Origin of the sequence: Bacillus sp. AR2-1 (assembly GCF_008368755.1) — a bacterium.
Taxonomy (GTDB): domain Bacteria; phylum Bacillota; class Bacilli; order Bacillales; family Bacillaceae_G; genus Bacillus_A; species Bacillus_A wiedmannii.
In genome coordinates, this window is the sequence record NZ_QORY01000020.1 from 225,964 (window position 1) to 238,882 (window position 12,919).

Annotated in this window: 10 protein-coding genes and 1 pseudogene; 8 read left to right on the top strand and 3 right to left on the bottom strand. The window is 36.5% G+C overall.

Translation table 11 applies throughout. From position 1 onward, the window contains the following. Positions 1-86: 86 nt before the first annotated feature. The 4 genes from DT250_RS23950 (at position 87) to pheA (ending at position 5,671) form a co-directional block, all read left to right on the top strand. Positions 87-863, top strand: coding sequence for an ABC transporter ATP-binding protein (locus tag DT250_RS23950; RefSeq protein WP_097889240.1), 777 nt, complete (start codon positions 87-89; stop codon positions 861-863). After that, a complete protein-coding gene (locus DT250_RS23955; protein WP_097889241.1) occupies positions 838-2,760 on the top strand; it encodes an ABC transporter permease in 1,923 nt (640 codons plus the stop codon). Before DT250_RS23950 ends, DT250_RS23955 begins: the two co-directional genes overlap by 26 nt. 49 nt (positions 2,761-2,809) lie before the next feature. Then, positions 2,810-4,723, top strand: a complete 1,914-nt coding sequence (locus DT250_RS23960) for an ABC transporter permease (protein WP_149213783.1) — start codon at positions 2,810-2,812, stop codon at positions 4,721-4,723. A gap of 96 nt (positions 4,724-4,819) precedes the next feature. Then, positions 4,820-5,671, top strand: a complete 852-nt coding sequence (pheA, locus tag DT250_RS23965; RefSeq protein WP_098089336.1) for a prephenate dehydratase — start codon at positions 4,820-4,822, stop codon at positions 5,669-5,671. Between the two features lie 112 nt (positions 5,672-5,783). Here the strand turns inward: pheA and DT250_RS23970 are convergent, their stop codons facing one another. The 3 genes from DT250_RS23970 to DT250_RS23980 form a co-directional block, all read right to left on the bottom strand. Then, a complete protein-coding gene (locus DT250_RS23970) occupies positions 5,784-6,431 on the bottom strand; it encodes an MOSC domain-containing protein (protein ID WP_149213784.1) in 648 nt (215 codons plus the stop codon). Between the two features lie 83 nt (positions 6,432-6,514). Then, positions 6,515-7,057 carry a transcription repressor NadR gene (locus DT250_RS23975; RefSeq protein ID WP_000812272.1) on the bottom strand — a complete coding sequence of 181 codons (543 nt, stop codon included), beginning with the start codon at positions 7,055-7,057 and terminating at the stop codon, positions 6,515-6,517. After that, positions 7,057-8,199, bottom strand: coding sequence for an IscS subfamily cysteine desulfurase (locus tag DT250_RS23980; protein WP_088064471.1), 1,143 nt, complete (start codon positions 8,197-8,199; stop codon positions 7,057-7,059). The genes DT250_RS23975 and DT250_RS23980 overlap by 1 nt, the downstream gene beginning before the upstream one ends. 152 nt (positions 8,200-8,351) lie before the next feature. Between DT250_RS23980 and nadB the strand changes: the two genes are divergently transcribed. The 4 genes and pseudogenes from nadB to exsA all read left to right on the top strand — a co-directional run. Next, entirely contained in the window at positions 8,352-9,881 is a 1,530-nt protein-coding gene (nadB, locus tag DT250_RS23985) for an L-aspartate oxidase (RefSeq protein ID WP_149213785.1), read from the top strand. Positions 9,882-9,900: 19 nt separating this feature from the next. Continuing rightward, the gene (gene nadC, locus DT250_RS23990) at positions 9,901-10,734 is read left to right on the top strand and encodes a carboxylating nicotinate-nucleotide diphosphorylase (RefSeq protein ID WP_088064469.1); all 834 of its coding nucleotides are present in this window, start codon (positions 9,901-9,903) and stop codon (positions 10,732-10,734) included. 30 nt (positions 10,735-10,764) lie between these two features. Continuing rightward, positions 10,765-11,871, top strand: a complete 1,107-nt coding sequence (nadA, locus tag DT250_RS23995; RefSeq protein ID WP_149213786.1) for a quinolinate synthase NadA — start codon at positions 10,765-10,767, stop codon at positions 11,869-11,871. Between the two features lie 226 nt (positions 11,872-12,097). After that, positions 12,098-12,919, top strand: a pseudogene (gene exsA, locus DT250_RS24000) (spore coat assembly protein ExsA); the annotation flags it as partial.

Genomic DNA, 12,919 nt, shown 5'->3' on the forward strand with positions numbered 1-12,919 from the left:
AAACGTTTTGTAAGGGAAATCACTCGTTTCTTTTTCTTATTTTTCTTATAGTAAGTGTAAGAAGAAAACACATAGGGGGACTAGAAATGAGTGTTCTTGAAGTAAAAGGATTAACAAAAGTGTACCAATCAAAAGGTTCAGTAGCGACGACTGCTTTAAACGATATAAATTTTAAAATAGAAGAAGGCGAATTTGTAGGAATTATGGGGCCTTCAGGGAGCGGGAAAACAACGCTTTTAAACTTATTAGCAACAATTGATAAGCAAACTTCAGGTCATGTGCTTGTAAATGGTGAAGAAATTAATCAAATGCGTGCTGCAAAATTAGCGGAGTTTCGTCGTACACATTTAGGATTCATCTTCCAGGATTTTAACTTACTTGATACGTTATCGATTAAAGAAAATATCATTTTACCACTTGTAATGGCGAAGAAATCTGTAAATGAAATCGATGCGAAAGTGCTTGAGATTGCAAAGTTTTTAAGCATCGAAGAAATTTTAAATAAAAAAGTATATGAAGTGTCAGGCGGACAACAACAACGTGCAGCAGCAGCGAGAGCGATCATTCATGAACCTACGCTAATTTTAGCGGATGAGCCAACTGGAAACTTAGATTCGAAGTCAGCAAAATCATTAATGAGTGCATTGCAAGATTTACATGAACAAAAGAAAGTGACAATTGCAATGGTAACGCATGATCCAGTAGCAGCGAGTTATTGCGAACGTATTCTTTTCATTCGCGACGGAGAAATTTTCTCAGAAATACATAAAGGAAGAACGAAACAAGCCTTTTTCCAAGAAATTCTGGACGTACTTGCGATGCTAGGAGGAGAATATCATGAACTTTCGCCAGCTCGCGCTTAATAACGTAAAAGGAAATTGGCGTAATTATAAAGCTTTCCTTATTAGTAGCTGTTTATCGATTGTCGTATTTTTCATGTATGCTTCCTTTATTTATCATCCAGATGTCGTAAGTGGTAATATTAGTATGAGAGAGATGATTTCAAAAGGGCTAGAATCGATGAATTATATTGTAGTCATCTTCTCAGCACTCTTTATTTTATATGCAAATTCAACATTTTTACGAGCAAGAAAAAAAGAGTTTGGTCTATTAACATTAATAGGTGGAACAAAATCTCAACTTGGCCGAATGATTATATTAGAACAGCTTATGTTAGGTAGTATTGCAATTGTAGTAGGTATTGGGCTTGGCATGCTTTGTTCAAAGTTATTTTTCCAAGCACTGAGTGTATTACTAAAAATTGATAAAACACTTCCACTCGTATGGAATAGTAAAGCAATTCTTATTACAGCAGGTGTATACTTTATTCTATTTTTAATCCTATCATTGTTTAGTGTTTGGACAGTAGGGCGCTTGCAAATTATTGATTTATTAAGAGAAGCAAGAAAACAAAAAGTAGAACCTTTTGCATTTACATCGTTATGTGTAGTTGGTATAGGATGTATTATTGTTGCATATGTACTTAGCTTCCAAGTAACATTTATGAATTTTATCATTCTGTTTTTACCGATTGTAGGGCTGACGATAGGCGGAACTTATTTACTGTTTACACAAGGTAGTACAGTCGTATTAAAAGCATTGCAAAAAAGAAAAAAATCTTTTTATACATACCCAAATATGTTCGTACTTAGCAATCTTATTTATAAAATGAAAGATAATGCTCGTTTTCTATTTGTAATTTCTATCATTACGGCGGTTGTATCTTCGGCAGTTGGTACACTGTACGTATTTTTTGAGGATATGAGTTATAAGGCAGCAACTAGTACCCCGCATGCTATTTCGTACGAGGAAAAGGGAATAAATACGCATAATGTCATAAAAGAAGGAAAAGCAAAAGAATTAATAAAAAAACACGGATTTGAAGATGCGCGAGAAGTAACGTACGTAAAACTTCCTGGAAGTCAAAAAATCACGATGTTTAACGGTGAACATGAAGTGCCAATGGCGATTGTTTCAGAAAAAGAATATAACGCTGAAGTACGTAAACAAAAGAGAGAGCAAGTTAGAGAAGTTCATAATGCACCAGGTAGTGCAACGATGGTCATAATGGATATAGCGAACGACATGATGAAGATAGATCGTTCAAAACCGTATGAATTTAAAATGAACGGCCAAACGCAGTCTGTTCAATTAAATGAGCCAACTCCATTTTCTGTTTTTAATGATAGTGAATATCTCATTGTGAATGATCAAGATTTTGAGAAATACGCAAAGCTTGTACCAAATGAAGAAAAGACGAAATATTACGGTTATTATATAGAAGACTGGAAAAGTACGGAAGACCTTGTGTTAGATTTGAAAAATGAAATTGCGCCAGATAAGCAAATGGAACTAAACAACTCAGTGCTTGCTTATAAAGATATAAGGGAATCAGGAGCAATTACGATGTTTATCGGTTTCTTCGTAGCTGTGCTGTTCTTTTTCTTCGCTTGTAGTATGACATACTTTAAATGGTTTAACGATAAAGAACAAGATCGTATTCAATTTAAATCGTTAAAGAGAATCGGTATGACAGATAAAGAAATTCGCAAAATTGCAATTCGACAAATGGGCGTTATCTTCTTTATCCCAATTTTAATCGGTGCAATTCATAGTGGATTTGCTCTTCATACGTTAGGGAAAATGCTTTATATCGATTTGTGGAAATCAGGAGCGATTGTAATTGGGACGTACGTTGTAGCTTCTGCGATTTACTTTATGATTGCACAAAGAGGATATTTGAAACACGTGCAAAGCTAGAGAAACCTCTAGCTTTTTGCCTATGTAGTAAGTTATAGGGGGACGATAGATGAACATTCGGCAACTAGCGCTACAAAATATAAAAGGAAATTGGCGTAATTATAAAGTGTTTTTCTTAAGTAGTTGCTTTGCAATATTCGCGTCTTTTGCATACATGTCTGTCATTGTACATCCGTATATGCAAGAGACGATGTGGTATCAAAACGTACGCTGGGGACTTATCATATGTAATGTTATAATTATTTCTTTTTTTGTCATATTTATTTTGTACTCTACTTCTATTTTCATAGAGGCACGTAAGAAAGAATTAGGATTATACATGTTAATGGGAGCAACGAAATCTAACGTAATAGGAGTAATTATGACCGAGCAAATATTGATCGGGGTATTTGCTAATATTTTCGGTATTGGGCTTGGTATGATCTTTTTAAAGCTCTTCTTCATGGTGTTTAGTATGTTACTGGGGCTTCCGAAAGAACTCCCTGTCATATTTGACGTGAGAGCAATCGGGGGAACGTTTATTGTATATATGGTCGTATTTGTTGTCTTATCTTTTATAAGTGCTTTGCGTATATGGAATATAAAAATCATTCGGTTATTAAAAGAATTTCGCAAGGATAGAAAAGAGAAGAAAACATCAATGCGGCTTTGTATATTCGGATTTATTTGCTTAGGTATAGGATATGCGTTAGCGTTACAAGCGACTATACGAACGATAGCATTCTATTTTTTTCCTGTGTCTATACTTGTCTTTTTCGGAACGTATTTTTCTTTTACACACGGCACTGCTCAAATATTAGAAATAATAAAACGAAATAAAAAGATTATGTATACATATCCGTATTTATTTATAGTGAATCAATTGTCACATCGAATGAAGGAAAATGGTCGTTTTTTCTTTCTAATATCAATGGCAACGACGTTTGTAGTTACGGCAACAGGTACGGTGTTCTTATATTTTTCTGGTATGCAAGATATGTGGCGGAGCGGGGGCGTACACTCATTTTCTTACATAGAAAAGGGTACTTCTTCTCATGAAGTCTTTGCGGAAGGCACGGTTGAACAATTATTGCACCAATATGGATATAATGACTTTCAATCTATGAGTTTTATTGGAGTGTATGCATCTTTTCAGTCCAATAAGGGAGAAATAGAAGTAGCGCCGCTCATTAAAGAAAGTGAATACAATCAAGAGGCAAGAAAACAAAAACAGAAAACGTATCATCCTAAAAAAGGAACAGTTACACTCGTTTATTATAATAAATACAATAATTCGAATGTATATAATCAAAAAGAGATTCAATTGCAAGTAACGAATCAACCATATCAATTCGTATTTAACGGTCAGAAAGAAGGGGTTCAATTTAACCATCATCCTTCGCACATTAATGGTCTGTTCTTCGTCATGCATGATGAAGACTTTGACAGTATAGCAAATAAGGTTCCTGATTCTGAAAAAATGATATATAGAGGCTATACATTACCAAATATCGAAAATACGAAAGAATTAAATGAAGATTTACGGAAACATATGAAACAAGATAAAGATAATGCATTTCGAAGTAATATGGAGTTATATGTGAATATGAAATCGTTCGGTGATATTACTCTATTTATAGGATCATTCATTAGTATATTATTCTTTCTTACTTCATGTAGTATCGTATATTTTAAATGGTTTCATAATATTGCATCTGATCGAAAGCAGTACGGGGCACTTGCTAAGCTTGGAATGACGAAGGAAGAAGTGTGGAAAATTTCTCGTTGGCAATTGTGTATGCTATTTTTTGCGCCAATTATAGTAGGAAGTATGCATAGTGCAGTTGCGTTATATACGTTCCATAATACGATCTTTATGGATGGTTCATTACGAAAAGTAGGCTTGTTTATTCTGTTTTATATCGCTGCATGCATCGTTTATTTCTTTTTCGCTCAAAGAGAATATAGGAAACATTTAGACTAGCGAATGCTAGTCTTTTTTTAATATTCGAAATTTACATAGAAGAATATAAAAAAGTATGGTATAACAGTAAGAAAACGAAAAAGAGGGGAAAAGACGATGATTCGAGTAGGATATTTAGGACCAGAAGCAACATTTACAAATATGGCGGTGAGTCGTTTTTTTCCGGAAGCAGAGCATGTACCGTATCGAACGATTCCAGATTGTATGGATGCAGCTGCAAATGGAAATGTAGATTATGCAGTGGTACCACTAGAAAATGCGATAGAAGGTTCAGTGAATATAACAGTTGATTACCTCGTACATGAGCAACCACTTTCTATTGTAGGAGAAATTACAGTACCAATTCAGCAACATTTACTTGTACATCCGCAGTATGCAGAAGTTTGGGAAGAAGTATATGCAGTGCACTCTCATCCACACGCTATTGCACAATGTCATAAGTTTTTAAATGAAGAATTAAAAGGGGTAACCGTCCGAGATATGACATCAACAAGTGCAGCTGCGCAATATGTGAAAGAACATCCTGAAGAAAAAATCGCTGCCATTGCAAATGAAGCGGCTGCAGAAAAATACGGTTTAACAATTGTAAGGCGTGATATTCATACGCACAAAAACAATCATACACGCTTCCTAGTGCTCCATAAGAAAAAGAAAGCAATACTCCCAAATAACGGAGAAAACCGCGGAGAGAAAACGACGCTTATGATAACGTTACCTGCTGATTATGCAGGGGCACTATATCAAGTGTTATCAGCTTTCGCATGGAGAAAATTAAATCTATCAAAAATCGAATCGCGTCCGATGAAAACAGGACTAGGAAATTACTTTTTCTTAATTGATGTCGATAAAGCATACGATGATGTATTATTGCCAGGCGTAACGATGGAGCTTGAAGCACTTGGTTTTTCTGTTACTGTGCTCGGGAGTTATTGTTCTTATTGGTTGTAAGAGAGGTGGATGAACTGTCGATATTTCCCTTCTAATTGCTGATATAATTTCATCGGATAATACATTTTGTGATAGATAAATAGAGTCCCACCTATAAATGGTGGGATTCTATTTATTTTAACTTCGCAAGACGATCCTCTAACTGACCACGCCAAATATCGGCTAGTTCTGGAACAGCAAGAATCTTTTCGATGCCATCTTTATCTTTTCTATTATGAAAATAAATTTCGTTAGAGAACAAGACAGAAACATTGCTCGGTTGACGTTCTAGTAATGTAATTTTTGAATCTTTACGTACGTTCCCTTCTTGAAGAACACGGCATAGGTAACCAGTAAATCCAGTTGCTACAATGCGCGGCAGTATGCCAGGAATACCAAGGCGTTTTGAAATTGTGCTACAAGGTACTCTCGCTTGTGTCACTTGAATGATTGCTTCACCTAGTTGATATGTATCTCCGATGCAAACATCACGCTCTAACATATTTGTTACGGTAATGTTTTCGCCAAATGTGGAAGCTGGAAGCGTAGTTTGAAATTCTTCTTCCCATAGTGCGTAATGTTCGTGTGGGTACACACAAACTGCGCGGTCAGGTCCCCCGTGGTGTTTTAAATCCGCTACATCATCACCACGAAATCCATCTTTTGAGAGAAAAGCTTCTTCTGCAAGTTCTTTACATATACCAGTAATTATTTCTTTATCTTCGCTATATTTCATTTGTTTTGGTTTGCCAATGCTAAAGTGAACGAGTTCAATTCCCATGTTTGAGCTCCTTTACAATTGATTACAATATTATATCACTAAAAAAGCACAGAGAATGATAAAAACTCTGTGCTTTACATGAATTAATAAACGAGAAATCCTGCTTTATCTAGTGCCTCGCAAGCAGCGTCTAATTTCTCTTTCGAATCTGCCTCAATTGTATGTAAGTGAATACCATCTGTTAGTTGCGAAAGATAGGAAGCATTCGTGTTTTCAATTTTTTGTAAATATTGCTCTACATCAAAGCGATTACTTACCATGATGGACGCTGTTAAGTCACCGTATACAGGATGCTCAACTTTTACATCTTTAATCGTAACGCCGTGGTCAACAAGCATTGTAAGTTCTTGACGTACTTCCGCTGGTTTATGTTGGCATACAATTACGCGTTCGAAAGCTTGTTGTTTCTCTTGTGGTTTTAAATATAAATACCCTTGAGCAGTCGCAATAATTGGTTCGTTTCGTGCTTTAAGCAAGGAAATATCTTGCACGATAACTTGTCTACTTACATTTGTCTTTTTCGATAGTTCATTCCCAGATAACGGTTCGTTTGCAGCGAGAAGCCACTGAAGGATAAGTTGTCGTCTTTCTTCACCTAAAATCTTTTTTTGTTCATTTTGTTTCATTATGATTTAACACCTCTATAAAATTGATTTCCAATTGTGTGTAGTGCATGAATAGTAGTATCAATTTGATCTTTCGTTGTTTGTTGTCCGAAAGAGAAGCGAACATATTGTTTTGCCTCTTCATACGTTTTTCCAATTGCAAGCATTGTTTTCGAAGGTTCTTGTTTACCGACTTGGCAAGCACTTCCAGTGGAGATGGCAATACCATGGCGATTACATTCTAGCATTGTATATTGACCTTCTATTCCTTTTATTGTAACCCCAACAATATGTGGTAAACAAGAAGTAGAATGACCTTCTACTTGAATTTCTAGAGGAAGCGCTTGTAAATGTCTTAAAAAGTAGGATCGTAACTCTTTAAAACGTAAGCTCTCTTCTTGTTGATTTTTTAATATATTCTCAGCAGCTGTTAAAAAAGATGCGATGCCAGGAACGTTTACTGTACCTGGGCGAAATCCTTTTTCATGAGAAGTTCCCGGAAATATTTGTGCCCAGCGAACTTGGGGATTTATATAGCAAGCGCCAACACCCTTTGGTCCGTATATTTTATGTGCTGAAACAGAGAGACTATCAATTCCCATCTCAAAAACATTGATAGGAAGTTTACCAAATGTTTGTACACAATCTGAATGAAATAAAACGTTATATTTTTTTAAAAGTGCCCCGATCTCTGTGATGTTTTGAACGGTTCCGATTTCAGAGTTTCCATGCTGTATGCTTGCTAGAACAGTATTTTCTGTAATGGCTGTTTCTAAATCATCTAAATGAATTAGCCCGCCTTCATCAACAGGAATTTCAGTAATTGTATACCCTTCTGATTGTAAGGATTGAAAATAACTTCGAATGGATGCATGTTCCATAGGTGTTGTAATAATGTGCTTTTTATTTCGAGCATTGAGAAGGGATTGAATCGCAAGGTAGTTGGATTCCGAGCCACCGCTTGTGAAGAATACCCCTTGTTCCTTTCCGCCAATCATTTCAGCAAATGTTTTTCGGCAAACTTGTAATAAAGAAGAGGCTGTTCCTCCAATATCATGTAAACTTTGTTCATTTCCGAAGTATTGCGATGCTGCTTTCATATATGTGTGTAATGCTTCTTCACTCATAGGTGTAGTAGCTGCATAGTCAAGATATATCATCATGTAAGTTCCTCTCCCTAGTAAGAGTTACATTTCTTGTATTTTTTAAATGGTAGTGAAAATAAGAATTATAAAAAAACTCTTGTCATTATTTTAAAACTATGTAAATATAGGTGTCAAGACAGTTGAAAAGTGTAAAGTAGGAGGCAACAATTATGCCAAGTGCAGATGTCTTAATTATTGGAAGTGGCGTTGCGGCACTTCGTGTTGCGAAAGAGATTTGTCACGAAAAGAATGTGATTATTATCACAAAGGAAACAAATCGTAATAATAATACATATTTAGCGCAAGGTGGAATTGCCGCAGCAGTTGCAACATATGACAATCCAAATGATCATTTTGAAGATACGTTAGTAGCAGGATGTCATTATAACAATGAAGATGTGGTCCGTTATTTAGTCGAGGAAGGACCGAAAGAAATGAATAATCTCATTGAAAATGGAATGAAATTTGATGGAGATGAAACGGGTCCTCATCTTGGAAAAGAAGGCGCACATCGAAAGCGTCGTATTTTACATGCAGGTGGCGATGCAACAGGAAAGAATTTATTAGAGCATTTCATTCAAGAAGTAGCTCCGCACGTTACGGTAGTGGAACAGGAAATGGTGCTCGATTTTATTATAGAAAATGATAAATGTGTTGGAGTTTTAACAAGAACTAGTGAAGGGAAGTTGAAGCGTTACGTTGCAGATTATACGGTGTTAGCAACAGGTGGGATTGGCGGTTTATACGCCTTTACTTCTAACGATAAGACAATTACGGGTGATGGACTTGCGATGGTGTACCGCGCAGGCGGGGAGCTCGTAGATTTAGAGTTTGTACAGTTTCATCCAACAATGTTATACGCGAACGGGCGATGCTGCGGCCTCGTCTCTGAAGCTGTCCGTGGTGAAGGAGCTGTCCTTATGAATGGAAAAAGGCAGCGTTTTATGATGAATATACACCCTGATCACGATCTCGCACCACGTGATGTAGTAGCAAGAGCGATTCATGAGCAGCTTTTGGCGGGTGAACAAGTGTATGTAAATATCGAGTCTATTCAAAATTTCGAAGGACGTTTTCCGACTGTATCATCATTGTGTGAAAAGAATGGTGTCGATATAAATGAAAAACGCATTCCAGTCGTACCCGGTGCTCATTTTCATATGGGCGGCGTGAAAACGAACTGTGATGGGGAGACGTCCATTCCAAATTTATATGCGGTCGGTGAAGTAGCTTGTAATGGTGTTCATGGAGCAAATAGATTAGCAAGTAATTCATTATTAGAAAGTCTTGTGTTTGGAAAAAGAATAGGACAACATATTTTAACGAAAGCGACAAAAGAAAGCTGGAACAACGTGGCTGGGAAGGAAAAGAAGTTTATCGTTCTGAATCATTTGCCGGCGAAAGAAGAAATACAAGAATGCATGATGAAATATGTTGGGATTGTGCGAACAGAGAAAAGTTTATCTTATGCAAAGAGATGGCTTAGTAAGTACGGTGTTCGAAATATGATATTACAACATGATGCTCTTACAAATGAAGAGATAACGCTTATTAATATGTTAACAGCCTGTGAGCTTATAGTCGTGTCAGCTTTGCAAAGAGAAGAAAGTATTGGTGGCCATTATCGAAGCGATTATCCACATAGAAATAGCGTAAAAAAAGAGATCGTTCGAGTGAAAAGAAAACTACAACTTGTGTGATGAAGGGAAGAGGGGCTCTATGAACACGATAAAAGTGAAAGAAGCATTAAATCGATTTTTTCTAGAAGATATAGGAGAAAGAGATGTAACATCTCAGCTTATTTTTCCAGACAATTTACTTTCAAAAGGAACGTTTCTTGCGAAGGATACAGGTGTCTTTGCGGGGCGTCTAGTAATTGAAGAAGGATTTAAATTAATTGATGAAAAAATTGAAGTGGAGCTTCATAAAAAAGATGGAGATCTTGTAGAAAAGGGCGAAATAATAGCAACTGCGCAAGGACCAATTGCTTCGTTATTGACGGCAGAGCGCGTTATATTAAACGTTATCCAGCGTATGAGCGGGATAGCTACGATGACACATAAAGCTGTTCTTGCTTTAGATAGCGGCCATACACGTATTTGCGATACGCGAAAAACGATGCCAGGGCTACGCATGTTTGATAAGTATGCAGTCGTGTGCGGAGGCGGATTTAATCACCGTTTCGGTTTATATGACGGTGTCATGATTAAAGACAATCATATTACTTTTGCTGGTTCTATTACGAAAGCTGTTACATCGGTGAAAGAAAAATTAGGACATATGGTGAAAGTAGAAGTGGAAACAGAAACGGAGGAGCAAGTGAGAGAGGCTGTAGCTGCTGGTGCAGATATTATTATGTTTGATAACCGTACGCCAGATGAGATCCGGGAGTTTTCAAAGATTGTACCAAGTGCCATCGTTACGGAAGCATCAGGAGGCATTACAATTGAAGATTTATCGAAATATGGAAAAACAGGGGTCGATTATATTTCACTTGGAGCGTTAACACATTCAGTGAAAGCACTTGATATTAGTTTCAATATTGAGGCGTAAGGAAAGTGGCTTAGAGGGGGAGAAAGGAATATGAGTATTTTAGAAAAAGTGCAACCGATTGAAACGATGTTACCAGAGCGTTATTACACGATGACAACAGAAGAAATGGAAAAGCGTGTTCGTGAAATTAAAGAAAAAATGGGGAAAACACTATTTATTCCAGGACATCATTACCAAAAAGATGAAGTGGTACAATTTTCTGATGCAGCAGGAGATTCACTTCAGCTTGCACAAGTTGCAGCGAGCAATAAAGAAGCGAAATATATTGTATTTTGCGGTGTACACTTTATGGTAGAAACAGCAGATATGTTAACGACAGATGATCAAATCGTTATTTTGCCAGATATGCGTGCAGGTTGTTCGATGGCAGATATGGCAGATATTGAACAAACAGAAAGGGCATGGAAAGAGCTCGCAAAATTATTTGGAGATACGATGATTCCGTTAACATATGTTAACTCTACAGCTGCAATTAAAGCGTTTTGTGGTCGTAATGGCGGAGCAACAGTAACTTCTTCTAATGCAAAACAAATGGTGTCTTGGGCGTTTACACAAAAAGAGCGTCTTGTCTTTTTACCGGATCAACATTTAGGAAGAAATACAGCTTACGATTTAGGTATCCCATTAGATAAAATGGCAGTATGGGACCCACATACAGATTCATTAGAGTACGATGGAGATATAGAAGAAATTCAAGTGATTTTATGGAAAGGGCATTGTTCGGTTCATCAAAACTTTACAGTGAAAAACATTGAGAACGTACGGAAAAATCATCCGGATATGAATATTATTGTACATCCAGAATGTTGCTATGAGGTCGTTGATGCTTCGGATTATGCAGGATCAACGAAATATATTATTGATATGATTGAAGCAGCGCCACCTGGAAGTAAATGGGCAATTGGTACAGAGATGAATTTAGTGAACCGAATTATTCAGCAACATCCAGATAAAGAGATTGTTTCACTTAATCCATTTATGTGTCCGTGTTTAACGATGAATCGAATTGATCTGCCGCACTTATTATGGGTGCTTGAAACGGTAGAAAGAGGAGAAGAAATTAACGTTATTAGCGTAGATAAACAAGTGACTGAAGAAGCGGTTCTTGCATTAAATCGTATGTTAGAGCGTGTGTAAAGCAACGGTATTTCTGTTGCTTTTTTTCATGCATATAATCATAACAAGAACAAAATGGGCATACATTGTTTTGAAGAAATCATTGTGATTTTCTTATGCTTATTCCACTTCTAATGATATTGAAAATCGAAGAAGTGATACAAGTGAAAAGAAGTTAGCGTTATTTAGAAAGGGTTACTTCATGAGATTTGTTACTTATAGATAAGTTATACAGGAGGGGGAAAATTTGAAAATTCATATCGTGCAAAAAGGGGATACCCTTTGGAAAATTGCGAAAAAGTACGGAGTAGATTTTGATACGTTGAAAAATACAAATACACAACTTAGTAATCCAGATTTAATCATGCCAGGTATGAAAATTAAAGTACCATCAAACAGCGTTCACGTGAAACAACATGCTGGAGCAGGTTCATCACCTCCAAAACAATACGTAAAAGAAGTACAACAAAAAGAATTTGCAGCAACGCCAACTCCGCTTGGAATAGAGGATGAGGAAGAAGTTACGTATCAATCAGCGCCGATTACACAGCAACCTGCTATGCAACAAACACAAAAAGAAGTGCAAGTAAAACCACAGAAGGAAATGCAAGTGAAACCACAGAAGGAAATGCAAGTGAAACCACAAAAAGAGGTACAGGTAAAACCACAGAAGGAAATGCAAGTGAAACCGCAAAAAGAAGTGCAGGTAAAGCCACAAAAAGAGGTGCAAAAAGAAAAGCCAATTCAAATAGAAAAACCAGTTGAAAAACCGTCTGTTATTCAAAAACCAACTGTTATAGAAAAACAAAAACCAGCAGAAAAAGAAAACACAAAGTTTTCGGTAAATGTATTACCACAGCCGCCGCAACCACCAATAAAAGCAAAAAAAGAATATAAAATTTCAGATGTAATTAAAAAAGGAAGTGAGTTAATTGCTCCTCAAATTACTAAAATGAAACCTAATAACATCATTTCTCCGCAAACGAAAAAAGATAATATCGTGTCACCGCAAGTAAAGAAAGAAAATGTAGGAAATATCGTGTCACCACAAGTAAAGAAAGAAAACATA